The sequence below is a fragment of the Streptomyces sp. AC558_RSS880 genome, from assembly GCF_019049255.1.
Taxonomy (GTDB): Bacteria; Actinomycetota; Actinomycetes; order Streptomycetales; family Streptomycetaceae; genus Streptomyces.
The window spans coordinates 1-25,526 of record NZ_JAGMUJ010000102.1 but is presented as its reverse complement, the minus strand read 5'-3'; the positions used below and the strand labels follow the sequence as shown (position 1 = coordinate 25,526).

The following is a 25,526-nucleotide window of genomic DNA, read 5'->3' as shown; positions in this document are numbered from 1 at the left end:
GTGCCTTTCAGGAACCGAGTGAGGTGAGGACGTCGCGCCGCAGGGCGATACGCGCGGGATCGTCGTGGGCGGCGCGCTCGCGCGGGCGCGGCACGTCCCGTACGGCGATGAGGCGGCCCGCCCCGAGCAGGGCCACGCGGTCGCCGAGGAACAGGGCCTCGTCCACGTCGTGGGTGACGAAGACGACGGTGGCGCCCGTGCCGTGCAGCACCTCCACCAGCAGGTCCTGCATCCCGGCGCGGGTCTGGGCGTCGAGGGCGCCGAACGGTTCGTCCATCAGGACGGCACGGGGCGCCCCCGCGAGGGCCCGGGCCAGTTGGGCGCGCTGGCGTTGCCCGCCGGAGACGCGGTGCGGCAGGTGCCGGGACTGTTCGGTCAGCCCGACGCGGGTGAGCCAGGACTCGGCCTGCGTACGGCGTTCGGAGCGGGACGACCCCTTGATGGCGAGCGGCAGTTCGACGTTCGCGCGCAGGGTGCGCCAGGGCAGGAGGGCGTCCTCCTGGAAGACCAGCGCACGGTCGGCGGAGGGCCCCGTCAGTGGGCCCGCGTCCTGGGTGACCTCTCCGGCCAGGGGCGACAACAGCCCGGCCAGCGTGCGCAGCAGCGTCGACTTGCCGCAGCCGGAGGGGCCGACGACGGTGAGGACCTCACCGGGGGCCACACGGAGGTCCACCCCGTCGAGCACGGGCGCGCCGGGCCGTCCGAGGGTGGCACCGCGCAGGGCCAGCCCCGCACCGGTGCGGGCGGGGGAACGCACGTCAGACGAGCTGGTCATGGGGCACGTTCTCCTTGGTCCCGGGTCCGGCCGGTGTGAGGGCCCTGGCGCCGCGCACCCGGCGTGGGGCCCGCCCGCCGGGGACGTACGACGTACGCGGCAGCCAGTGGGTCAGCCGGCGGCCCAGCAGCTCGACGGCCGTGGAGGTGAACCAGCCGAGCACGCCGATCGTGACCATGCCGACGAACACCCCGGGGTAGTCGACGACCGTGTAGTCCTGCCAGGTGCGGTAGCCGACCCCGTACTGGCCGGAGATCATCTCGGCCGAGATCACACAGATCCACGCCACACCGATACCGACCGACAGGCCGCCGAAGACGCCGGGCAGCGCGCCCGGCAGGACGACCGAGCCGAGGATCCGCCACCGGCCGCCGCCCATGGTGCGCACCGCCTCCTCCCACACGGGGGTCAGCGCGCGCACCGCGTGCCGGGTGGAGACCAGGACCGGGAAGTAGGCGGCGGTGAAGGTGATGAAGACGATGCCCTGTTCGTTGGAGGGGAACAGGAGGATCGCCACGGGGACCAGGGCGATGGCCGGGACGGGGCGGACGACTTCCAGCAGCGGGCCGAGCAGGTCCTCGGCGAGCCGCGAGCGGGCCACGAGCACGCCCGTGGCCACACCCAGCACCGTGGCCAGCAGGAAACCGGTGAGGATACGGGTGAGGCTGTCGGTCAGATCCGTCCAGTAGTCGGGGCCGGACAGCCGGTCGGCGAAGGCCCGGGCCACGTCGGTGACCGTGGGGAACTGCGAGAAGCGCAGCCAGACGTCGACGTCCAGGCCGGTCAGCAGCTGCCAGAGGCCGAGACCGGCGGCCAGGGACAGCCCGCGCAGCGCGTACCGGGTCACGACGCCCGCTCCAGCGCCTCGGCGTAGGTGACGACGCTCGCGCCGCCGTGACCGTCGACGTAGTCCTGCGCGGTCGCCGGCGCGACGAAGGGCAGCAGCTTCTTCCCGTCGGCCACCCACACCGCCTTGTCCGCGAACCACGGGGTGCCGGTGGTGGCGTCGGGGACGTAGGCGGCGCGGACGGTGGCGCGGTGGGCGGACACGTGACCCAGCAGTTCGGCGGGCGACTCGAAGGTCCGCGTCCGCGCGGAACCCTTCGGCCACACCTCGCTCGCGGCGGCCGGGGGCGTGGCGGCGAGCCGCTCGGCGTACGTCGTCCCCAGGGCCCTCCTCACGTACCGGTCGTCGACGAAGGAGTCCACGTCCACGTCACCGGTCAGCTTCGCGGACTTCAGGACCGACACGTCCTGCTTCAGGGCGGAGACGAGCCGGGGTCTGATCGCCGGGTCGAAGGTGGCGATGCCGTGGGCGCCGTTGTAGAGGTAGACGACCTCGGCGGGCAGGCCGGTGATCCCCGCGACCTTCTCGGCGGCGGTGACGGGATGGTCGTTCAGGTAGTCGGTGGCCCGTGCCTGGGCCTTGAGGAACGCCTCCAGTACGGCCGGCCGCTCCTTCGCGAAGTCCTCGCGGGCGGTGACGCCGTGGAAGGTGGGCAGGTTCAGTCGCGCGCCGTCGTACAGGGCCTTCGCCTTGCCCTGGTGGGCGAGCAGGCCGGGCCAGGCGACGAACTGCGACAGCGCGTCCGCACTGCCCGCGGCGAGGGCCGAAGCGCCCACCGCCGGCTGCTGGTTGAGCTTCTCGACGTCCTCCTCGGGGTCGATGCCGGCGCGTTGCAGGGCCCGTACGAGCGTGCCGTCGGCGGCGGAGCCGACGCTCGTGGAGACCTTCTTCCCCTTCAGGTCCCTCAGGGAGGTGAGCCTGGAGCCGGGCGCCGTGACGATGGTGTTCAGGCCGCCGCGCAGGTTGTAGCCGGTGACCGAGACCAGACGGGTGGGGCGGCCGAGCTGTTCGCCGCGGGCCGCGTTGATGAGCAGCGGGAAGTCGCCCATCGAGCCGATGTCGATCTTCCCGGCGGTCATCTGGGCGGTGATGGGGGCACCGGTGGCGTAGTCCTGCCACACGACCTTGTAGGTGACGCCGTCGCCGAGCGAGTCCAGCTGCTTCTCGAAGTAGCCGAGGGAGCGGAGCAGGGTGCCGGCCGTGACCGTGTTGATGGTCTTGGACTGGTAGCCGACGGTGACGGTGACCGTGGAGCCGCCACCGGCCTCGGCGTCACCGCCGCAGGCGGTGAGCGGGAGCAGAAGGACGGCCGCGGACACCGCGGCTGCCGTGCGTTTCATGGTGGTGGGACCTTTCACCGGAGCAGGTAGGGCATGTTGACCGTGACGGCTCCGGTGGGACAGCGGGCCGCGCACGGGCCGCAGTACCAGCACTCGTCGACGTGCATGTACGCCTTGCCGTTCCTCTCGTCGATGGCGAGGGAGTCCAGCGGGCACATGTCCACGCAGAGCGTGCAGCCGTCGATGCACTTCGACTCGTCGATGGTCACGGGCACATCGGCCCGCTGGGGCGCCAAGGGCATGGCTGTCTCCAGGAAGGTCGTGCTGCGGGGAACAGGTGGTGTCTACAGGGAGCAGGTGGTGTCTACAGGGAGCGGTGCAGCAGGCCGCTCATGGTGATGCGGTCGCCGCGGAAGCGGATGAACTCCAGGTCGACCGGGCGGCCGTCCGCGAGATGGGTGAGGCGTTCCAGCATCAGGACGGCCGCGCCGCGCGGGGCCTCGAGGACGGTGGCGGAGTGGGCGTCCGCGCTGACCGCCTCCAGGGTGATCTCGGCGTGGCCGAGCCGTTGGCCGGTGACGGCTTCCAGGAGGCGGAAGACGTCGGTGTTCTCCAGGTCGGCGCCGAGCAGGGCGGTGCCGATGTCGAGGGGGAGGTACGTGAGGTCGAGGGAGAGGGGGAGACCGTTCAGGCGGCGCAGGCGTTCGATGCAGAGGATGTCGGTGCCGGGCGGGACGTGGAGGCGTTCGGCGACGGGAGCGGGTGCGGGGGCGGGGGCCATGGTGCGGACCTCGTTGGTGACGTGACCGTGTTCGCGCAGGGTTTCCGCGAGGCCCATCAAACGGTCGAGGCCGTGGGGGTACTTCTGGGCGACGACCACCGTGCCGACGCCGGGGAGGCGGTCCACGAGGCCCTCGGCGCGGAGGAGGTCGAGGGCCTGACGGACGGTGTTGCGGGAGGTCCGGTAGTCGGTGGCGAGGGTCGACTCGTGCGGGAGGGTGCCGGCCGGGAAGCCCCTGGTGAGGAGCTGGTGGCGCAGGAGGTCGGCGAGCTGGCGCGCCCGGTCCGCGCGCAGCCGGCGCCGCGTGCGCTGGGCGGCGACGGTGGGCGCGCCCTGGCCGGCGTGGTCTCGGATGCGGTCGGTGGGCGGCATGGCCGGAACCCTACCTATCCGGTAGGGATAGTGGTGTTGCTGAAGTGTTGCGCCACTTGACGCTTCGCCGGACACATCGCTGACCTGGGCTTTCGATAGCCGGGAGGGAAGATCTGCCAGGGCCCGCCGGCGCGGGGAGCGGAATGCCGGGCAGGGCCGCGGGATCTCGTTCCCGACGGTGGCGAGGAGAGGGGCAGGCCGCGGCCGGGGGCTTGCCCGCCGTTCCTCCGGTACGGCTCGGCGCGCACTCTTTTCCCGCACCGCCGCACGGCGTTCCCTGACCGGGCGGACACCGGCACCGGCGGTCCCTCCGGCGAACACGTCCGCTTCCCCGCGGACCTGGCGGAGACGCGCCGCGGGCCGGAGGCCGTGACCGGCGGCGTCTCCGGCCCGGCCTGTGCCCACGAGCCGGTCCGCGCCCCGGCTCCGGCAAGGGGACTTCCACTGTACGGAATCCCCGTCGCCGGGCACCGAACACCGGCCGCTCCCGAGGGAGATGGGATCCGTCCCGCCCGGCCTCCCGCGAAGTTACCCGTGCGTTCCGCACGCCGGAGTGATGACAGTGGTGACTGTGCGGGACGGTACGCCGCGTGACAGCGTCATGCCCGTCAGCGATCGGCGGGAAGGAGCCGGCGTGAACAAGGGCTATGCCGTGTACTGCGACGCGGACCCGTACTTCTACGACGCTCCGCACCGCACCGTCTCCCCGGCCGGCACCGGGCGCTCCCGGTACGCCGCGGCCTCGTGGCCCGTCCCGCCGGGATGGCAGAGCAACGAGAGCGGGGACTGGCTCGCCCTGCGTCCGGTCGACGCCGAACTGCCCGACCAGGGGTGGAAGATCCACGTCTCCGCCTGTCTCGACAACGCCGAGTCCGTGCTCGAGCGCGTGTGGCGGCACTGCGTCGCCGGCGGCACGGCCTTCAAGTTCGTCCCCAGCCGCTACCTGCTGCACCAGCGCAACGCCAAGTACGCGGACCGGGCGGGCAGCGGCAAGTTCATCACCGTGTACCCGGCGGACGAGGCGCTGTTCGAACGGCTCGCGGGCGAGCTGTCGGAGCTGCTGGCGGGCGAACCCGGACCGTACATCCTGAGCGATCTGCGGCTCGGCGAAGGACCCGTGCACGTCCGGTACGGCGGTTTCACCCGGCGCGACTGCTACGACGCGCAAGGGGAGTTACGGCCGGCCGTGACCGGTCCCGACGGCGTGCTGGTGCCCGACCTGCGCGGCCCCGTCTTCCGCACGCCGGACTGGGTGGATCCGCCGGCCTTCCTGCGCCCGCACCTGAAGGCCCGGGACGCGCTGACCGTGGGCAACCTGCCCTACACCGTCGAGTCGGCGCTGCACTTCTCCAACGGCGGCGGTGTCTACCTCGCCCGCGACTCCCGCACCGGGGAGCGGGTCGTCCTCAAGGAGGCCCGTCCGCACGCCGGTCTGGCGGCCGACGGCGCGGACGCCGTGACCCGGCTGCACCGCGAACGCCGGGCGCTGGAGCGGCTGTCCGGCCTCGACTGCACACCCGAGGTGCTCGACCACCTGACGGTCGGGGAGCACCACTTCCTGGTCCTTGAGTACATCGACGGCAAGCCGCTCAACACGTTCTTCGCCCGCCGCCACCCGCTCATCGAGGCCGACCCCGGTGAGGAGCGGCTGGCCGAGTACACGGCCTGGGCCCTCGACGTCCACGCGCGGGTGGAACGCGCCGTCGAGGACGTACACGCCCGGGGCGTGGTCTTCAACGACCTGCACCTGTTCAACATCATGCTCCGCGAGGACGGCGGCGTCGTCCTGCTGGACTTCGAGGCGGCGCACCAGGTCGGCGAAGCCGGCCGGCAGACCGTCGCCAACCCGGGGTTCGTGGCGCCGTCCGACCGGCGGGGTGTCGCGGTGGACCGGTACGCGCTGGCCTGTCTGCGGCTCGCGCTGTTCCTCCCGCTCACCAGCCTGCTGGCGCTGGACCGGCGCAAGGCGGTTCACCTCGCCGATGTGGTGGCCGGTCAGTTCCCGGTGGACCGGGCCTTCCTGGACGCGGCGGTCGACGAGATCACGGGCGACGCCACCGCCCCCACCGGCGCCCGGGCGGCGCGCCGGACGGACGGGCCGGTGGTGCCGGTCCGGCCGGACGACTGGCCCCGCAGCCGGGACTCGATGGCCGCCGCCATCCGCGCGTCGGCGACACCGTCCCGCACCGACCGCCTCTTCCCCGGCGACATCGCGCAGTTCGCCACCGCCGGCGGCGGACTGGCCTTCGGCCACGGCGCGGCGGGAGTGCTGTACGCCCTGGCCGGGAGCGGGGCGGGAAGGGACGAGGACGGGGAGGAGTGGCTGCTGGAGCGGACCAAGCAGCCGCCGTCCGGCATGCCGCCCGGCTTCCACGACGGGCTCGCCGGCCTCGCCTGGACGCTGGAGCACCTCGGCCACCGCGACCGCGCCCTCGACCTCGCCGAACTGCTCCTCGACCAGCCCTTCGACCATCTGGCCCCGGACCTGCACAGCGGCACCGCCGGACTGGGCCTGGCACTGGACTCGCTGGCCGCGGTCACCGGGGAGACCGCCCTGCACGCGGCGGCCCGGCGCTGCGCCGAGCTGACCGCCCGGGGCGGGCCGGCCGGGGACGGGAGCACCGGCCGGGGCCGCGCGGGACTGCTGTACGGAGCCGCGGGACACGCCCTGCTCTTCCTGCGGCTGTACGAACGCGACCGGGACCCCGCCCTGCTCGACCTCGCGCGGGACGCGCTGCGCCGGGACCTCGCCCGCTGCGTCCGCGGCGCGGGCGGCGCCCTGCAGGTGGACGAGGGCTGGCGCACCATGCCCTACCTGGGCGCGGGCAGCGTGGGCATCGGCATGGTGCTCGACGACTACCTGGCGCACCGGGAGGACGAGGAGTTCGCGCGGGCGAGAGGCGAGATCGTGGCCGCGGCGCAGGCCATGTTCTACGCCCAGCCGGGCCTGTACCGGGGCGTGGCCGGGATGGTGCTGTACCTCGGCCGCACGACGGCCGACGTGCCCGGCACCGGTCCGGAGGCCGTCCGGCGCCAGCTCGACGCGCTGTCCTGGCACGCCATGGCCTACCGCGACCGGCTCGCCTTCCCCGGTGAGCAGATGATGCGCCTGTCCATGGACCTGTCCACCGGCACGGCGGGGTGCCTGCTGGCCGTCGCCTCCGTCCACGGCGTCCCGTCCGCCGGGCTGCCGTTCCTTCCGCCGCCGCGCACGCAGGGCGGCCCCATGACTCGGCCCCTCCCGGGGTCGTGACGCAAGAGAATCCGTTGTCCTACGAAGGGAAGATGTCATGAACCTGTTCGACCTGCAGTCGATGGAGACCCCCAAGGAAGAGGCCATGGGCGACGTCGAGACCGGCAGCCGCGCGAGCCTGCTGCTCTGCGGCGACAGCAGCCTGAGCGTCACCACCTGTAACTGACGCGAGGGTCGACCGCCGCGGCGACGCGGTGCGTCACGTCGCTCGGTTCCGGCGCCCCGGGTTCTCACCCGGGGCGCCGGTGCCCGCTTCGGCGGACACCCGGGCCACCCGGCACGCCGGGGGCGCGGCCGGTGTCCGGTCACGGTGGACGGACGGAAGGAGGCCGGCTGGTGCCGACGACCGGGTTCCGGGCGCGGCGGACGGGCAGGGCGCGGGACGGAGCCGACGGCGCGACGCCGGGGCGCGCGCCCGAAGCGCTGGTTCTGCTGTGCTCGGTGGGAGCGGCCGCGGCGACGGTGGCCCAGCCCTTCGCCCTCGGCCGCACCCTGGATCTGCTCCTGCGCGACGGCACCGGCGGAGCCGACGGCGCCGCGGGACGCTGGCTGGCGCTGAGTGCCGCGCTGCTCGTCGGCGAACTGCTGCTCGACAGCCTCACCTCCCTGTTCACCGGCCGCTGCAACGCCGTGTGGACGGCGTCCGTCCGCTCCCGCGCCTTCGACGGTCTGCTGCGCGCCGTACCGGACCGCGCGCGGCCCTTCACCCCGGGGGACGTCGGGACCCGCCTGACCCTCAACGCCGCCGACGCGGGCGGCGCCCCGGCGGCCCGGGCGGCGCTGGCGGCCTCGATGGTCACGCCGGTGGGCGCGCTCGCGGCGCTGGCCGTCGTCGACGTGTGGGTGGCGGCCTGCGTACTGGCGGGGCTGCCCGCCCTGGCGCTGGTGCTGCGGACCTTCGCCCGCGACACCGGTGCCTCGGTGGCCGCCTACCAGAACGCGCAGTCACAGCTCGCGTCCCGGCTGCTGGAGGCCCTGGAGGGCGCGGCGACGATCGCCGCCGCGGGGACCGGAGCCCGTGAACGGGCGCGCGTGCTCGAGCCGTTGACGCGACTCGACGCCCTGGGCCGGCGCATGTGGACGCTGCACGGACGGGCCCTGGGCCGGAGCGGTGTCCTGGTGCCCCTGCTCACCCTGGCCGCCACGGCCGTCGGCGGCCTGCGCCTCGCGTCGGGCGCCCTGAGCGTGGGCGAGCTGCTCGCCGCGTGCCGGTACGCGCAGCTGACGGCCGGCGTCGGTGGCGCCGCGGCCCTGCTGGGCGCGGTGGTGCGGGGCCGCGAGGCGCGGAACCGGACCCTGGAACTGGCACATATGCCCGCGCTGGACTACGGGACGCGACGTCTTCCCCCGGCCGGGCCGGGCGATCTCGAACTGCGCGGTGTGCGGGTGGTGCGCGACGGCAGGCAGGTCCTGCGTGCCGACGGTGTGCGGGTGCCGGGCGGCACCACCGCCGCGGTGGTCGGCCGCAGCGGAGCGGGGAAGTCCGTCCTGGCCGCCGTGGCGGGGCGGCTGATCGACCCCGACGAGGGGCATGTGCTGCTGGACGGCGTCCGCCTCGACCGGCTGACCCGGGAGGCGCTGCGCACCGAGGTCGCCTACGCCTTCGAGCGCCCGGCGCCGACCGAGGGCACGGTCGCCGAAGCGGTCGCCGCCGGCCCCCGGCGGGTGTCGCCCGAGCAGGTCAGGGAGGCCTGCCGTGCCGCGGGCGCCGACGGCTTCGTCCGCCGGCTGCCGAGCGGTTACGACACCCCGCTGTCCGCGGCGCCGCTCTCGGGCGGCGAGTACCAGCGCCTCGGGCTCGCCCGGGCGTTCGCGCACGCCGGACGGCTGCTGATCATGGACGACGCGACGTCCAGTCTGGACACCGCCACGGAGCACGAGGTGGACCGGGCGCTGCGCCACTCGGTGCGGCCCGGAACCAGGCTGGTGGTCGCGCACCGCCCGTCGGTGGCGGCCCGGGCGGATCTGGTGATCTGGCTGGAGGACGGGGGAGTGCGGGCGGTCGCGCCCCATCGCGAATTGTGGGAGACGGCCGATTACCGGGCGGTCTTCGGGGCCGGGGCCGCCGGGGCCGCGGCCCCGGGTGCGAGCGCCGCGCGCCGGGCCGAACCCGAGGAGGTACGGCCGTGACGCGCGTCGCGGAGACGGGCGACGGATCCGGGGCGCTGCGCCGCGTCGCGCCGCCCGCCCGCCGTTTCCTCGCCCGCCGCACAGGGGTGCTGGCGCGGCTCGCGCTCTGGTCGCTGGCCGAGACCGGGCAGGCGTTCCTCGTGGGCTACGGTGTCGCCCGCGCCGTCGACCAGGGGTTTCTCGCCGGTGACACGTCCCGGGGGCTGCTGTGGCTCGCGATCGCGCTGGTCGCCGTACTGTTCGGTGCCCCGGTGATCCGGGGCGTGTTCACCCAGCTGGCCGGATTGACGGAGCCGCTGCGCGACGGCCTGGTGCGACGTGCGGTCGACCGGTCCCTCGCCCGGGCCGTCCCGGGCGGGGCCGGCGGGACGGACCGGGCGGCGGTCTCCCGGCTGACGAATCAGGTCGAGATCGCCCGGGACAGCTTCGCCGGTCTCGTCCTGACGCTGCGTTCCTTCGTCTTCACCGCCGCCGGAGCGCTGCTGGGGCTGCTGTCGCTGCACCCCGCCCTCCTCGTGGTGGTGCTGCCACCGCTGACGGCCGGCCTGGCGCTGTTCCTGGTGACGCTGCGGCCCATGGCGGCGGCTCAGCGACGCGCTCTGGCGGCCGACGAGGCGCTGGGCGACCACGCGGCCCGGTCACGGGCGGCGTTGCGGGACCTGACGGCCTGCGGAACCGGGCCCGGGGCGGCGCGGCGCGGCGCGGAGCTGGTCGACGGGGCCGCCGCGGCGGCCCGTGTCCTGGCCGGCTGGGCGGCGGTGCGCACGGCGGCGCTCGGTGTCGCGGGTCATCTGCCCGTCCTCGCGCTTCTGCTGGCGGTGCCGTGGCTGCGCGGACGAGGGGTGACGGCGGGCGCACTGCTGGGCGCCTTCACCTATCTCGTCCAGTCGCTGCTGCCCGCCCTGCACACGCTGATGACCGCGCTCGGTGCGGCGGGGGCCCGGCTGCTGGTCGTCCTCGACCGGATCATCGGCCCGGAGCCGGAGCCGGAGCCGGAGCCGGAGCCGGAGCCGGAGCCGGAGCCGGAGCCGGAACCGGCGGGGGCGGGGGCACCGACGGTCGGGCACCACGCGCGGCCGAAGCCCGCGCACCCGGCCGCGTGCCGTCCGGCCGCCGGCCCCAAGGACGTCGGCGCCCGGCCACCGGCTCACGGGGGACGTCCGGCGCACGGCGGACCGACCGCGGCGGTGGAGCTGCGGTCCGTGACCTTGTCCTACGGCGCCCGCGCGCAGCCGGTCCTCGACTCGCTCGACCTGCGCGTCGCCCCGGGCGAGCACCTCGCGGTCGTCGGACCGAGCGGCATCGGCAAGTCGACGCTCACCCGCCTGGTCGCGGGGACACTCGCGCCGAGCGGCGGCGAGGTACGGGTGGCCGGCCGGGAGGTGACCGGGCGCGACCCCGCCGAACTCGCCGCGCTGCGCGTGCTGGTGCCCCAGGAGGCGTACGTCTTCTCCGGGACCGTGGGGGACAACCTCGCGTACCTGCGTCCGGACGCGGAGCGCGCGGACCTCGACGCCGCCGTCGGGGCCCTCGGCCTGCGGCCGCTGGTCGAGCGCCTGGGCGGGCTCGACGCACCGGCGCGGCCCGCCGAACTGTCCCCGGGCGAACGGCAGCTCGTCGCGCTCGCCCGCGCCTACCTGTCCCCCGCGTCCCTGCTGCTGCTCGACGAGGCCACCTGCCACCTCGACCCGGCGTCCGAGGCACGCGCGGAGGAGGCCCTCGCGCGGCGCCGGGGAACGCTGCTGGTGGTGGCGCACCGCTTGTCGTCGGCCGTCCGCGCCGACCGGGTGCTGGTGCTGGACGGCACGGAGGCGGTGTGCGGCACGCACGAGGAGGTGCTGGAGCGCTCACCGCTCTACCGTGACCTGACGGGCCACTGGAACGGCGGTCCGGCCCGGGAGCCCTGACCGCGGCCGGCCGTCCCGGGCGGGGGACGGGGTCACCGCACGGCCCGTCACGTCCATCCGGCGCTCTGGACGATGCGTATCGCGTCGACCCGGTTACGGGCGCCCACCTTCCGGATCGCCGTGGCCATGTAGTTGCGGACGGTTCCCTGGGACAGGTGCAGACGGGCCGCGATCTCGGCCATCGGCGCCCCCTGGGAGGCGAGGGACAGCACGCTCAGCTCGCGGGTGGTCAGCGGCATCTCCGCGCCCTCCAGCAGGGCGACCGTGAGCGTCTCGTCGAGGAAACGTTCCCCCTTCGCGACCGTGTGCACCGCCGTGATCAGCCGGTGCGCCGGAGCGTTCTTGTCGACCAGCCCGAGAGCACCGCCGTCGAACGCCCGGCGGAGGACCCCCGGCCGCTTGGCGGTCGTCAGGACGACGAGCCGGTCCCCGCACCGCGCGCGGAAGGGCGCGTCGTGCGCCTGCCCCGGCCCCCGCAGGCAGTCACCGTCCACGACCCACACGTCCGTCGGCACCGCCTCGTGATCCGGCAGGTCGGCGCCGGGTGACATGGAGGAGACCTCCAGCGCGGCATCGGATCTGAGCAGTTGCACCAATGCCGATCGCAGCAGTTCCTCGTCGTGCACCACGACAGTACGGACCATCTCCCCCACCCTTTGTCAGCGACTGCGCCCAGGGCAACCGGCCACACACTTCCCCCGAGCCACGAGGCGTGTGCCCTGATCCGCCCCGGAAGAACACGACGCGTACGCACGTGCGAACCGCACCGGACGCAATCCGCCGTTCCCGGCGTCCCCCGGAGGGCGGGACGGTTGCGCCCGCCCGGCCGAAAACAACGGAGTCACATGCCCTCCGGCGGGCGGTGCCCGCCCGTGCGGAACGCGGCGGCCGGCCGTCACGCCCACGCCGGCGGTCCCGTTGCCCTGGTTACGGCGGCACAACGCCGGCCGGAGCGGCCCCACCACGCCGGACGACGAGTACCGGGCAGTGCGTTCGTCCCGTCCGGAGCACGGCCGGAAACAGTCATCGTCCAATCTGGCGCGAATCCCGCCACCCGTCCGAGTGAATGTCGCCACCCGGACGGGTGAATCCCATCACCCGTCCGGGTGGACCGTGTTGCCCGCCGTCTCCCCGTCGGCTCGGCCCGGGACGGGCGCCGGTGGACTGTCGGTGGGTGCCTCTAGTCTTTCGACCGTCGTCACAGCGAGGCACGCCGATCGGGCCGTTGCCGGACGCGCTGTGCCGGATTCCGAGTGGTGGGAGAGGCGAGTAACCCATGGGCTGGCTGGCAGCGGGCGACACGTACGAAGTCGCTCTGACGGAGGGCGGGGTGGTGGCCCGGTCCCGGTCCGCCGCGACGGAGGTCCCTGCCGGGGCGTCCTCGACGGGGCAGGCGAAGACCCTGCCGGAGGAGATACGGGACCGTCCCGAAGTACGGGAACTCCAGCGGTTCGCCGAGTGGCTGGAGTGGCACGCGGCCGAGTGCGCGGCACAGGTCGACACCTGGATGGTGTCCTCGCTGCCGGTGCCGACCGGTCTGCTGGCCCGGCTCTGGCCCGACGAGGCATGGCGGTCCGCGCTGCGCGACATCGTCGTCGTCGGTGACGGCCCCGGCGAGACCGGCTTCCTGCGCGACGCGGACGACTCGGGCGAGCTGCGGGTGGTCACCCTCGACGGCGAGACCGTCCGCCTGGCGCCCCGCACGGTGACCATGCCCCACCCCGTCCTCCTCCCGGACCTGGAGGAACTCCGCACGTTCGCCGCCGAGTTGGGCGTGACGCAAGGCGTCGAGCAGATCCACCGCGCCACCTGGCACAAGCCCGCCGGCATCGACGGGCCCGCCCACTCGGTCCGCGAGTTCGCCGGCGCCGAGTACCGCTCGTGGTTCCACCTCTCCTCCCGTGTCACGTCCCTCGGCTACAAGGTCTCCGGCGGCAGCGCCGTCGACCGGATCCTGGACGGCGGGCGCGTCGTCACCGCCTCGGTCGGCATGAGCGATCCCTACACCGAGGAGAAGGCCTGGACCGGCAGCCTCAGCTGGAGCGACGAGGACGGCCACCGGCGCCTGCCCCTGGCCGAGGTCGGCCCCGTGGCCTGGTCCGAGGGCATGCGCATGGCCGCGGCCCTGCACGCCGGCCGCACCGTGACCGAGGACGGCGCCGCGTGAACGACACGACGGCAGCGCACACCCAGGAAAGGCACGCGCTCATGAACGACCCGACGACACGGAACGGCGCGCCGGCGGACCCGGAGGAACTGCTGCGTGCCGGTGCGGTACTGCCCCCGGGCACCAGCGGGGCGGGCGACCGGGCCGTGCCCGTGTACACCCAGGCCTACCGCCATCCGGGCCTGGACGGCAGGATCGTCGTACGCCTCACCACCGAGGAGCAGACCGGTGGCCCGCGCACCGGTTTCCTCGGCCTCGAACCCGAGGGCGAGCCGGTGGAGGTCGGTCTCGGCCGCCCCCGGGCCCTGGGCTTCCCCGACTGGGTGCTGGTCCACCACCCCTCGGACGGTCACCTCGCCATGTCCCTGGTCGAGGAGATGAACAAGGTGGCGCGGAAGGCCAGATCGAGCCCGAAACGGGCCCGTGCCGCCTACGAGGCGATCGGCGAACGGCTCGCCGGCTCCGTACCGCACTTCCTGCCGACCTTCTACGAACAGGCGGGCCGGGTGTTCCTGGCCGCCGAAGAGACGGCCTACGCGTCCCAGATGTTCGTCAACGCGCGCAAGGCCGAGACGGCCCACGCGCTGCCGTTCGACGAGGCGCGCATGGACGCGGTGTTCCTCGAGTTCGCCCTGGCCGGTGCCGTGCCGACGAAGATCCTCTCCAGCTACGCCAAGGGCCTGTCGTCCCGCGTACCGGCCGCGACGGCCTTCCGGCACCTGCGCGGGCTCTTCGTCCGGCTCGCCGCGCACGGCGTGCCGCCGTCGAGTCCGGGCGCGGCCGACCTGCGCCGGCTGACGAAATCGGTCGCGGGCAGGAACGCGCTCGCCGAGGAGATGGCCTACCTCCGCGAGATACTGCCGCTGCCCGGCACGGCCAAGGCACCGCCCGGCTGGTGGAAGGCCCACCGGGCCGCCCTGCTGGAACTGGCCCGGCGGGAGCCCGCCGTCCGCGGCACGCTGCTGGGGCTGCTGCCCACGGAGTGGGAGCGGGAGGAACTGCCCCAGTGGCTCGACCTGCTGGAGAAGGCCGGAGCCACCGCCGGGTTGTGCGACGCCACACTGCCCGCCGAGGTGCGTTCCCCCGACGGCACGGCCGGATGGGTGCGCAGGTTCCTGGCCCTGTGCGACACCGACAGGAAACACGCCGCGCCGCCGGAACTGTATCCGCTGGTCGACCGCATGGCCGACGTGCTGCGTGCCGAACTCCGGGACCGCGGGGACGCCTTGCGGCCCCCCGGCGGCGACGTGAACCTGCTCGACCAGCTTCTGGCCCTGGACATACCGGTGGCGGATCCCGGCGACGGCCGGTGGCTCAACCTGCACGTCTGGGCGGCCTGCGAGCACCGGCGAGATCTCCTCGCGCTGGCGGCCGACACCCGCTTCCATCCGGCGTTCCGGCACAGCTGCCCCGACTCGAACTTCGGCGACAGCGAGCAGACCGTCGTCCGCCTGGCCAGGTCACCCGGCGGGCGGCTGATGCTCGCCACCTGGGTGGCGGAGGTCAGCCGGAAGTACCTCACCAGCGAACTGCCCGAATTCATCGGCTACTCCGGTGTGCTGCGCACCCTGTCCTGGCTGCCGGGAGAGGTGCTGGCCGTCGCCGCCGACGAGGTACGGGAGGCCCTGGCCACCGGCGTCGCGCCCGCGCTGGCCCGCACCCTGCGCACCGGCGTCCTCGACGAACTGGGCTGGCCTGCCTGGGACGAGGCCCTGCGGTCCGCCGCGTCGAGGGGGAAGAGCCAGGACATCAAGGTCGTCGACGGCTGGCCGCACCTCATCGTCCTGTCCGGTGGAGAGGTCCGGGTGATCGGGGCGGAGGGCACGGTTCTCGTATATGAGCCGCGCCTCCCGGACCCTTCGGACCTGTTCGGGTCGTTCACCTGTCAGTACGTCGACGGCGGGCTGTTCGTCTGGTGGCGACTGTCTTCCGCAGCCAGCCTCCCCTACACCTGGCAGGGGTACTGGCACGACACCACCGACTCGCCGCGCATGGCGGTCGAGGGTGACGTCCACGCCTGGTGGCCGTGCGAGGCGGACGGGAGCGGAGGAGTCAACGGGGGCATGGCCCCCGCGTCCCTGCCCCTCCCCGGAGGTGGCCGGACCACCGGTCACGGGGTGCTGCGCCGAGGAGACGCCTACGTGCCGCGGACGCGGCATGTGATCAGTGACGGCACGTCGTACTGGGTGTGGGCCAGGGGGGACGGAGAGGACGGGCGGTACACCTGGCGCGCGTACGACCCGGTCGGCGACACGCTGGGCGAGCCCGGAGCACCGGAGTGGATCGACGGGGCCCTGCACACCGCTCCGGAGGGAAGCACCCTGGGGAGTGCCTGGCTGCTGCCCGCCCCCTCCGCCGTACCGGGGCCGGTGTGCGCCCCGGTGGACGGGGTGCTCGGCTGGCGTGTGGTGACACTCCCCGACGGCTCGCGGCGGGGCGAGGACCTGGCCGGACGCTCGGTCGTCGTGCCACCCGGAGCGGACGGGGAACCGCAGCACGCGCTGGTGTTCCCCGGCGCCGACCGGCCGGTGACCGTGATCCACAAGTCGCGTACGGTCCGGCTGCTCGACACCGACGGCACGCTGGTCGCCGAGAGCGGGTACGGCGGCAAGGCCGGCCCCTTCAACGCGGGTACGGCCCTGCTTCCGCACCTGCGCTACTGGCACCTCCTCCAGCCGCGCGATCCGCAGGGGTCCGCCGCGCTCCGCCAGGTCGGCGAGGACACCGCGGAGGCGCTTCTGACGGGGGCCGTGGCGGCGCTGGAAGCCGAGAAGGACGACGAGCAGGGGAAGGAGCGGGCGGAGACGGACGGCCGGGACGTGGTGGGCGGCCTGGTCCGCGCACTCCTGCCGCAGGTCGGCCACGAGGCGCTGCGCGCGGGCATCACCGGGGTGGTGCGGTTCGCCGCCGAGCAGCAGCGCGTCCTGGACGCGGCGCGCGCCCGGCTCGACCTGGAGATCGAGGGCGCCACCCCGGAAGAGCCGCGCCCCGCGCTCGGCGACCGCCTGCTCGCCTCGGCGCTGAACGGCGTCGGCCTGACCGAGCGCGACGCACGCATGTACTACGACTTCCAGCACAACCTCTTCGAGCTGCCGCACCTGCTCTCCCGGTCGATGAAGGGCCTGGCCGAGCCGGCCGCCGCGGGCAGCGTGCACCTGTCCCTGCCCAGGCAGGGACCGCTGGAGCACCTGAACGGGCTGGCCCTGCCCGAACTGCCCGCCGTACTGGCACTGCGGGCCGCCTCGGAGTCCACCGTGGAGGAACACCGGCAGGCGCTGGACACCTTCCTCGAGGAACTGGACGCGCGGGAACTGACGGAGCTGGACCCCCGCCACTGGCGCCGCGTCCGGCTGTGTCTGGAAACCAGCCTGTTCGAGGGGCCCGACGCCGTGCAGGGCTACACGGACGAGACCGTCCTCGACCTGGGCGGGGGCGCGTTCCTCGTCTTCCCCGACGACTGGTACCGGTTCGTCCACCCGTACGGCCACCACGAGATCCGCGGCCGGCACTACGGCGCGGCCTACCACGACCCGTCCGGCCGGTTCGAGACGCCCGCCCCCTACACACCGGTTTCCGACGAACCGTTCGTCCCGGAACCGACCCGGGCCCCCGGCTGGGTCGCCGCCTTCCGGGCCGAACTCGCCGAGCGCGGCCCGGCACCCTGGCGCCCCGAGGCCGCCGAGGAGTTCGCCCGGCTCACGGGCCTCACCCCGACCACGGCCCGGCTGGTGCTCGCCGGTATGCCGCAGATCGACGACAAGCGCGAGGCCGTGCCCTCCGCGACCCTGAAGGTGATCGGTGTGAAGTCGGCCGACGCCCGCATCGCCAAGGACGAGTTGAGGTCCCTCGGCATCGGCGCCCTGCGGGCCGTCGTGGCGGCGCTGCTGCCCACCGAGCCGTCCCGGCTGTGGACGGACGGCCCCGACGTGGCCGCGGCGGCCGAGGTCTGGAACGAGCGGCTGGGCCGGCGCGCTCCCGTCCCCGAGGGCGTGCTCCACGACGCCGTCCGCAGCGTGGAGCCACAGGGATGGGCACCGGGCGAGGCACTGCGCGGCTTCCTCGACGTGAGCGCCGAACCACGGCTGAGCCGGGACCTGACCTGGACGACGGGCCGCTACCGTCCCGAATCCGCCGAGGGCACGGTCGGCTTCGACGAGAGTGCCCTGAAGACAGCGGTGCCCCTGGCCGCGTGGCTGGCCCACCGCCTTCCGTCCGGCGACCCGATCCGTGCCGTCCTGCCCGGAGTGCTGACCGCGATACGCGACCGGCTGGCTCATCCGGGACTGCTGCTCGCACTCGGCGGGGGAATCGACCTGGAGGCGTACCGCCTGGCCGCCGGCGACCCCACGGAGACCGGCGACGGCTTCGAGCGCTACGGCGCGGTCGTGCTGGGCGTCGCGAGCTCCATGCCCTACGCCGCCCTCCGGACCGCCCTGCTCGACCCGGCAGGGAACGACCCTCACATGGCGGCGCTGTTCCCCGGCCAACGGCCGACCCTCGTCGAGAGGGCTCTGCGCCTGGTCCACGACCGGCTCTTCGCCGAGCTGCTCGCCGACCCCGGGAACCCGGTGGCGGGCGAGCGCGACGCGGACGGGCTGTGGTGGCCGCAGGACCCGGCCCGGTCCGTGCCCGACCTGGTCGGCGAGGTGGCCGAGCGGTACGGCATCGGCGAGGACGCCGCCGTCCTCTACCTGATGCTGCTCGCGATGCCGGACCCCACCGACCGCAACACCGCGCGCTGGACCGGCTGGGGGAAGCAGCGCGGCGGAACGGCCCGACTCCGCGCCGCCCGCGCCGAACTCGCGGCCACCGACCTCGTGGTCGAGGGCAACCGCTCCAAGGCCGGACGTTCGCTGTTCCTGCCCGGCGGTTGGACCCGGTTCGCCAATCCGCACCTGCCGCTGGAGCGGTGGAAGCTGCCGATGTACGACCTGCTCGACGGTGAGAGCCCCGTACTGGGCGTCGTCGTACCCACCCGGCCCGTCGCCGGCCTCTACCGCGAGGCCTGGCGGCGGGTCCAGGACGGGGACGAGCCGCAGCTGGAGGAACTGGAGGTGCCGCGACCGCGGAAGCGCCGTCGCTGAGTTCCGCACGAAGGGGGACGGCCGTCCCGTACGGCCGTCCCCGCCGAACCGCTTCCCTGGACCCATGACCGCAAGAGCAGAGGTGGCCGCACTGGCGGCCCGCACGCGGCCGTACCTGATCGGCGTACGGCACCACAGTCCCGCACTGGCCGTCGCCGTGCCCCGGCTGCTGGACGCCGCGGACGCCGAGGCCGTCTGCGTCGAACTGCCGGCCGACTTCCAGCCCTGGCTGCCGTACCTCTCCGATCCGCGTACCACGGCGCCGGTGGCCCTGGCCGGCGCGTACGAGGACGGACGGCTGCGCCTGTACCCCCTCGCCGACTTCTCCCCGGAACTGGCGGCGATCCGCTGGGCGCGGGACCGGGGCGCGGAGGTGATCTGCTGCGACCTGCCCCTCACGGCACCGGAGTGGACGACCGCCCCGGAAGCGGCAGGCCCGGCCACGGACGACCTGTGGGACCGCACCGTGGAGGCGCTCGCCCCCGGCAGCGCTCCCGACGCCGTGCGCCGCGCCGCCCTCGGCTTCGGCCGGGCCGCGCGCCGGGACCGGGCGGCCCGCGGCGGCATCGCGGCCGTCGACCTCGTCCGGGAGGCACACATGCGCCGGGTCGTCGCGGCGGCCGGGGCCGGCGGGCGCCGGGTCGCGGCGGTGATCGGCGCCTTCCACGCGCCCGGACTGACCGACGGGGGCGGGGCCGCGGGGGCCACGGCCGCGGGGGAGGCGGCCGACGGGGGCTCCCCGGTCGTCACCTCCCTCGTGCCGTACGCCTTCGCCCTGCTGGACCCCCGCTCCGGATACCCGGCCGGCATCCACGACCCGCGCTGGCAGCAGGCGGTGCTCGAGGCCGGTGGCGATCCCGGCCGGACGCACGACGCCGCCGCGCGCGTCGTCACCGAACTGTGCCGGGAGATCCGCGCGGCCGGTTATACCGCGGGCACCGGCGAGGCGATCGAGACCCTGCGGCTGGCCTGTGACCTCGGCACCCTGCGCGGTCTTCCGGCGCCCGGCCGGAGCGAACTCCTGGAGGCGGTGACGTCCGTACTGGGCCAGGGGGGACCACCACCCGGCCGGGTCCTGGAGACGGTGCTGGTCGGCACGGGCCGCGGCCGGCTCGCCCCCGGCACACCCCGGTCCGGTCTCGGGCCCTGGGTGGAGGCGGAGCTCGCCTCGCTCCGGCTGCCGGGACCGGGCAGCACCGGCAGCCGGGAGGTCCGGCTCTCGCCGCTGCGCTCCGCCCTCGACGCCCGGCGCGAGATCCTGCTCCAGCGGCTCAAGGAGTGCGGGGTGGGCTACGCGGAGCCGGTCGAGGTGTCCGCCGTGGGGGAGGGGAGCGCCCTCACCACACGCTGGCGGGCGGCCTGGACCCCGTCGGTCACGGCCCGGCTCGACCTGGTGGGCGTCCGAGGGGTCACCGCCGCCCAGGCGGCCGAGGGCACCCTGCGCGAGAACCACCGCCGGGCGGCGGAGTCCGGCGGAGTCACCCCGGCGCGGGTCGTCGGACTGCTGGAGGCGGCGGCCCGGTGCGCCCTGACGGACCTGGTCGGCGACTGTCTCACGCAGGCCGCGCGGGTCCTGCCCGCGGCGGCCACGCTCCCCGAACTGCTGCGGTGCGTCGATCTGTCGGAGTCGATACGCAGGGAGCACCTGCCCGGTACGACCGAGCGGACACGCCTCCGGGCCGCGGCGCTCCGCGACCTCCTGCTGGAAGCCGCCGTCCGTGCCCTGCCCGGGCTGGCCGGCAGCGACGAGACGGAGGACGCCGTCGCCCTCGTGAACCTGGCCGTCCTCAGCGGTGAGGAACGGCTCGGGCTGCGCCTGGACAGCGAGTTGTACGACCTCGCGCGCACCGGTTCCCCGCTCGTCCAGGGAGCGGCCCTGGCCGCCCGGGTGCTGCTCGATCTCGACAGCTCGAAGCTGCTGGGCGGAAGACTCGCCGGCTGGATCGACTCGGCGACGGCACCGGACAGCCGGCACCGGCTGGAGCGCCGGCTCACCGGCCTGCTCGTCGCCGCCGGGCCGCTGGTCGCGTCCCTGCCCACCTCCCTCGACCCGCTGCTGGAGCGCGTCGAGACCATGGACGACCGGGGCTTCCTCGACCGGCTTCCCGCGCTGCGCGGTGGTTTCCAGGCGCTCACCCCGGAGGGACGGGGGCGGCTGCTGGCGGCCGTGACCGACCGGCTCGGCGACCGGCCCGACCTCCGGCTCACCGCGCCCGCCGTACTGGCCGGCCGGTGGGCCGAGGCGGACAACGAAGGGCTCGCCCTGCTGAACGAACTGGGCCTGGCGGATCTGGTGAGCCCTCCGCCCACGGACACCCCCGCCCCGGACGGGCCGGGACGCGCGGTGAACGGGCCGGTGCCCGGCGACGACACGGAGCGCGAGCCACGACGGCTCGGCCCCGCCGACCGCTGGCGGCTGCTGCTCGGCCGCGAGACGGCGAAACTCCCCCCGGGCCTGGTGCCGTACGCCCGGGCGCTGGACGAGCTGTTCGGAGCGGAGGGACCGACCGGGGACGACGGCGCGGACGACGGCGCGGAGGAGACGGCGGGGGAGGCGGTTCCGGACCACGACGGCGACACGGACGCGCTCACCGCCGGCCAGGGCCCGAGTTACCCCAGCGCCCGGCACTGGGCCGAGGACCTCGAAGCGCTCTTCGGCCCGGACATCCGGGAGGAAGTCCTGGGACGCGCCGCGGCCAAGGGCCGTACGGACGTGATCGACCACCTCGACCCGGACTCGGTACGCCCTTCCGTGGAGCTGCTGTCCGCCGTGCTGTCGCTCGCCAGGGGAATGCCCGAACAGCGGATCGCCCGCCTCCGGCCACTGGTCAAACGGCTGGTCGAGGAACTCACCCGGGAACTCGCCACCCGGCTGCGCCCCGCACTGACCGGCCTCACCACACCGCGCCCCTCCCGGCGCCCCGGCGGCCGGCTCGACCTGCCCCGTACCCTGCGGGCCAACCTCGTCCACAGCCGCCGCCTGGAGGACGGCACCGTCCGGATCGTCCCCGAACGGCCGGTCTTCAGGACCCGCGCCGCCCGGCAGAGCGACTGGCGGCTGATCCTCGTCGTCGACGTGTCCGGATCCATGGAGTCCTCGGTCGTCTGGTCGGCGCTGACCGCCGCCGTGCTCGGCGGCGCACCCATGCTCTCCGCCCACTTCCTCACCTTCAGCACGCAGGTCGTCGACCTCACCGACCGGATCGACGACCCGCTCTCCCTGCTGCTCGAGGTGAAGGTCGGCGGCGGCACGCACATCGCGGCCGGTCTCGCGCACGCCCGCACCCTGGTGACGGTGCCGAACCGCACCCTGATGGTGGTCGTCAGCGACTTCGAGGAGGGCGGCGCGGTCGACGGTCTGCTGGCCGAGGTCGGGTCCCTGGTCTCCTCCGGTGTCCACCTGCTGGGCTGCGCCGCCCTGAACGGCGACGGAACCCCCCGCTACTCGGTACCGGTCGCGCGGCGACTCGTCGCGGCCGGAATGCCGGTGGCCGCCCTCAGCCCCCTCTCGCTCGCCCGCTGGGTGGGCGAGCGCCTCCGCGGAGCGACCCGATGAGCCCTTCCCTCCCACCCGTCGCACCGGAGGTGTTCGCCTCCGCGGTGGAGAGCCTCACCACACGGCTCCGCGGCAGACTGGACGCGGCCGTCGAAGCCCTGGCCGGCACACCGGTCACCACCGGGGACGGCACCGTCCGCGTCCGCTGCGGCGAGGACGCCCGGGTGACCCTGACCCCCGGCCCGTCCGGCACCGTCACCGACCCCGGCCAGGCCCACTGCACCTGCCTGCTGGCCCCGCGCTGCCTGCACCTGGCGGCGGTACTGGGCGCCTGCCCGGTCGCCGACGCGGCGCCCGCGGACGCCGCGTCGGCCGCGGACGCCGCGTCGGCCGCAGACGGTCCGGCGCCTGCGGACGGTCCGGCGGACCGGGCCCGGCCCGTTGGACGGGACCGTCCCGCCGCCAGCGGCTCCCCGGCCGCCCCCGGCCGTCCCGGTGCCGGGACGGAGACGCCCGCCGGTCCGGGGCGCCGGTCCGTCCACGTCCCCTCCGCCGACCGGATACGGGCGGCCTCCGGGCTCTGGACGGCGGCGGCAGCCGTGCTGTCCGCCGGAACGGCCGGGGCCGGAGCGGTCCTTCAGGCGGAGTTGCTGCGCGCCGCCCACACCGCTCGCCTCACGGGTCTCCACCGTGCGGAGGCCGCCGCCCTGGACGTCGTCCGCCACCTGCGCGACGAGCGCGACCCGTACCGTCCCCGCGCCCTCACCGTGCTGGCCGACACCCTGCGCGAACTCCTCCTCGTCACCCACCGCCTGAGGTCCGCCGACCCCGATCCGGAGCTCATCGGTGCCGTCCGCCGCCACCACCGCCCCGACGGGCCGCTGCGGCTGTACGGCGTCTGCCGCGAACCGGTGATCGGACCGGACGGCCTCGGCGGGGTGGTCACCCACCTCGTCGACGACGACGGCCACGGGTACACGCTCCCCGACGTCAAGCCCGGCGGCCCCGCCCGCGCCCGCCGGGCCGGTACCGCCCACGTCGCCGTCCGGTCCTTCCTGAGCGACCACTTCCGGGTGTCGCGCGGGGGTCTGATCGTCACCGGAGCGGTCGTCGCCCCGGACGGCCGTCTGCTGCCGGAGCCGGGCGTCCGCGCCGCCTTCGCCGCCGGACGGCCCTGGACCCCGCCGGACCCCGGCGGAGCCGGGCACACCGGGTCACTGACCGTCCGCGACGTGGAGGTCGCCGCCACCGGCGGCGAGGACCTGCTGGTCCGCGTACTGCCGGGGCGGGGGGACGGGCCGGTCCGGCTGGCCCCCGCGCACCGCCATCCTTTCCTCGCCCACACCGCGAACCTGCGGCGCCTGGGTGAGCACCCCGGGCTGCGGATCCGGGTCGTCGGACGCCTCGACCCCGACCGGGTCACGACCCTCCGCCCGCTCGCCGTCGCCCCGGTGCCCGGCACCGGGGCGACCCTGTGGCTGCCGGACGACTGGCAGGGCCGCGCCGATCTCGGCTACGACCACCTCCGGGACGACCACTTCCCGCCGGACCTTCCCCGTCCGTTCGAGCCCGTCCCCACGGCCGCCACCGCGGACGACCCGCCGCTCTGGCGCGTCCGCCGACTGGTCGAACTGGCCGTCGCCGGCGGACGCCGGGCCGCTGCCGAACCCTCGCGCGACAACGACCGGCACGGCCACGCGGCCGCCCTGCGCCGCAGTGGGTTCGTCACCGGCGCGGAGCTGGCCGTCACGCTCGGCGCGGTGGCCGCGCACCGCACCCGCGACGCCTTCGGCCGCCTCGCCGCCGACGACCAGGACCGCTACCCCGCCCAGTGGCTCGCCACGGCCGTCTACCTCGCCGGCGCCGAAGCGGCCCTGCGCCGGAAGTTCTGGCGCGGCTAGGGCGTGCAGCCGGCACACCTCACGTACCGACGACCTTCACGCAGGCGCCACCACGCCCTTCCCCGACGTTCGCTGCTCCTGGAACACTCCTTTCGCGCGCACCCCCTCAGCATCCGGCACCGCACGAGAGGCCCTCATCCATGCCCGAAGTCAACCGGCGCCGATTCCTCCAACTCGCGGGCGCCACCACGGCGTTCAGCGCGCTCTCCGCGAGCATCGAGCGGGCCGCCGCGCTCCCGGCCAACCACCGCTCGGGGTCGATCGAGGACGTCGAGCACATCGTCGTCCTGATGCAGGAGAACCGCTCCTTCGACCACTACTTCGGCAGGCTGCGCGGCGTCCGCGGCTTCGGCGACCCGCACCCGGTGACCCTGGACGGCGGCAGGTCGGTGTGGCACCAGACCAAGGCCGACGGCACGGAGGTCCTGCCCTTCCACCCGGAGGCCGACGACCTCGGCATGCAGTTCCTGGAGGGGCTGCCGCACAGCTGGCCCGACGGCCAGGAGGCCTACAACAACGGCAAGTACGACCGCTGGCTGCCCGCCAAGGGCACCACCACCATGGCGTACCTGACCCGCGAGGACATCCCCTTCCACTACGCGCTCGCCGACACCTTCACCGTCTGCGACGCCTACCACTGCTCCTTCATCGGCTCCACCGACCCCAACCGCTACTACATGTGGTCGGGCCACACCGGCAACGACGGCGAGGGCGGCGGCCCGGTCCTCGGCAACGACGAACTCGGCTACGACTGGACGACGTACCCCGAGCGCCTGGAGGAGGCCGGGATCTCCTGGAAGATCTACCAGGACATCGGCGACGGCCTGGACGCGGCCGGCCACTGGGGCTGGATCTCCGACGCCTACCGCGGCAACTACGGCGACAACTCCCTGCTGTACTTCAACAAATACCGCGACGCCGAGCCGGGTGACCCCTGGTACGACAAGGCCCGCACCGGCACCGACGTCAAGAACGGCGACGGCTACTTCGACCGGCTCCGCGCCGACGTCAAGGCCGGCCGGCTGCCGCAGATCTCCTGGATCGCCGCCCCCGAGGCCTTCTCCGAGCACTCCAACTGGCCGTCCAACTACGGCGCCTGGTACATCTCCCAGGTCCTGGACGCGCTCACCTCCAACCCGGCCGTCTGGGCGAAGACCGCCCTGTTCATCACGTACGACGAGAACGACGGCTTCTTCGACCACGTGGTGCCGCCGCTGCCGCCGAAGTCGGCCGCGCAGGGCCGGTCCACCGTCGACGTCTCCCTGGACGTCTTCGAGGGCAGCGCGACCCACCGCGAGGGCTTCTACGGGCTCGGCCCGCGCGTGCCGATGCTGGTCGTCTCACCGTGGAGCAAGGGCGGTTACGTCTGCTCGGAGACGTTCGACCACACCTCGGTCATCCGGTTCATGGAGCGCCGCTTCGGTGTGCGCGAGCCGGGCATCTCGCCGTGGCGGCGGGCGATCTGCGGCGATCTGACCTCCGCCTTCGACTTCTCCCGCAAGGACAGCCGGCCGGCCCGCCTGCCGGACACCG

At 74.6% G+C, this 25,526-nt stretch carries 15 protein-coding genes; 9 read left to right on the top strand and 6 right to left on the bottom strand.

Translation table 11 applies throughout. The features are described 5' to 3' along the window. Positions 1–7: 7 nt before the first annotated feature. The 5 genes from KUM38_RS27850 to KUM38_RS27830 all read right to left on the bottom strand — a co-directional run bounded on the left by KUM38_RS27850 (position 8) and on the right by KUM38_RS27830 (position 4,055). A complete protein-coding gene (locus tag KUM38_RS27850) occupies positions 8–775 on the bottom strand; it encodes an ABC transporter ATP-binding protein (protein WP_217133116.1) in 768 nt (255 codons plus the stop codon). After that, positions 759–1,622 carry an ABC transporter permease gene (locus tag KUM38_RS27845; protein WP_217133113.1) on the bottom strand — a complete coding sequence of 288 codons (864 nt, stop codon included), beginning with the start codon at positions 1,620–1,622 and terminating at the stop codon, positions 759–761. The genes KUM38_RS27850 and KUM38_RS27845 overlap by 17 nt, the downstream gene beginning before the upstream one ends. Continuing rightward, positions 1,619–2,962 (bottom strand): ABC transporter substrate-binding protein, encoded by a 1,344-nt coding sequence (locus KUM38_RS27840; RefSeq protein ID WP_217133111.1) that lies wholly within the window; start codon positions 2,960–2,962, stop codon positions 1,619–1,621. The genes KUM38_RS27845 and KUM38_RS27840 overlap by 4 nt, the downstream gene beginning before the upstream one ends. A 14-nt stretch (positions 2,963–2,976) precedes the next feature. Further along, positions 2,977–3,204: a ferredoxin family protein gene (locus KUM38_RS27835; RefSeq protein WP_003992261.1), complete on the bottom strand. Its 228-nt coding sequence runs from the start codon at positions 3,202–3,204 to the stop codon at positions 2,977–2,979. 62 nt (positions 3,205–3,266) lie between these two features. After that, a complete protein-coding gene (locus tag KUM38_RS27830; RefSeq protein WP_217133109.1) occupies positions 3,267–4,055 on the bottom strand; it encodes a GntR family transcriptional regulator in 789 nt (262 codons plus the stop codon). A 634-nt stretch (positions 4,056–4,689) separates the two neighbouring features. Here KUM38_RS27830 and lanKC point away from each other — a divergent pair. From lanKC to KUM38_RS27810, 4 genes are all read left to right on the top strand, one after another. After that, positions 4,690–7,308: a class III lanthionine synthetase LanKC gene (lanKC, locus tag KUM38_RS27825; protein WP_217133107.1), complete on the top strand. Its 2,619-nt coding sequence runs from the start codon at positions 4,690–4,692 to the stop codon at positions 7,306–7,308. A 37-nt stretch (positions 7,309–7,345) separates the two neighbouring features. After that, positions 7,346–7,474 carry a SapB/AmfS family lanthipeptide gene (locus tag KUM38_RS27820; protein WP_006130296.1) on the top strand — a complete coding sequence of 43 codons (129 nt, stop codon included), beginning with the start codon at positions 7,346–7,348 and terminating at the stop codon, positions 7,472–7,474. Between the two features lie 170 nt (positions 7,475–7,644). Then, positions 7,645–9,438, top strand: a complete 1,794-nt coding sequence (locus KUM38_RS27815) for an ABC transporter ATP-binding protein (RefSeq protein ID WP_217133105.1) — start codon at positions 7,645–7,647, stop codon at positions 9,436–9,438. Then, positions 9,435–11,345 carry an ABC transporter ATP-binding protein gene (locus KUM38_RS27810; RefSeq protein ID WP_217133103.1) on the top strand — a complete coding sequence of 637 codons (1,911 nt, stop codon included), beginning with the start codon at positions 9,435–9,437 and terminating at the stop codon, positions 11,343–11,345. Before KUM38_RS27815 ends, KUM38_RS27810 begins: the two co-directional genes overlap by 4 nt. A 47-nt stretch (positions 11,346–11,392) precedes the next feature. On the opposite strand, the gene KUM38_RS27805 is transcribed toward KUM38_RS27810, so the two are convergent. Next, entirely contained in the window at positions 11,393–11,989 is a 597-nt protein-coding gene (locus tag KUM38_RS27805; RefSeq protein WP_254397852.1) for a response regulator transcription factor, read from the bottom strand. Positions 11,990–12,621: 632 nt separating this feature from the next. Here KUM38_RS27805 and KUM38_RS27800 point away from each other — a divergent pair. The 5 genes from KUM38_RS27800 to KUM38_RS27780 all read left to right on the top strand — a co-directional run. After that, a complete protein-coding gene (locus KUM38_RS27800) occupies positions 12,622–13,512 on the top strand; it encodes a DUF4132 domain-containing protein (RefSeq protein ID WP_217133099.1) in 891 nt (296 codons plus the stop codon). Positions 13,513–13,553: 41 nt separating this feature from the next. Beyond that, positions 13,554–18,596 carry a DNA-binding protein gene (locus KUM38_RS27795; RefSeq protein WP_217133253.1) on the top strand — a complete coding sequence of 1,681 codons (5,043 nt, stop codon included), beginning with the start codon at positions 13,554–13,556 and terminating at the stop codon, positions 18,594–18,596. Positions 18,597–18,660: 64 nt separating this feature from the next. Then, positions 18,661–22,152, top strand: coding sequence for a DUF5682 family protein (locus KUM38_RS27790; RefSeq protein ID WP_217133097.1), 3,492 nt, complete (start codon positions 18,661–18,663; stop codon positions 22,150–22,152). After that, a complete protein-coding gene (locus tag KUM38_RS27785) occupies positions 22,149–23,993 on the top strand; it encodes an SWIM zinc finger family protein (RefSeq protein WP_217133094.1) in 1,845 nt (614 codons plus the stop codon). The genes KUM38_RS27790 and KUM38_RS27785 overlap by 4 nt, the downstream gene beginning before the upstream one ends. Before the next feature lie 140 nt (positions 23,994–24,133). Continuing rightward, a partial coding sequence (locus tag KUM38_RS27780; RefSeq protein ID WP_217133092.1) for a phosphocholine-specific phospholipase C occupies positions 24,134–25,526 on the top strand: 1,393 nt, incomplete at its 3' end.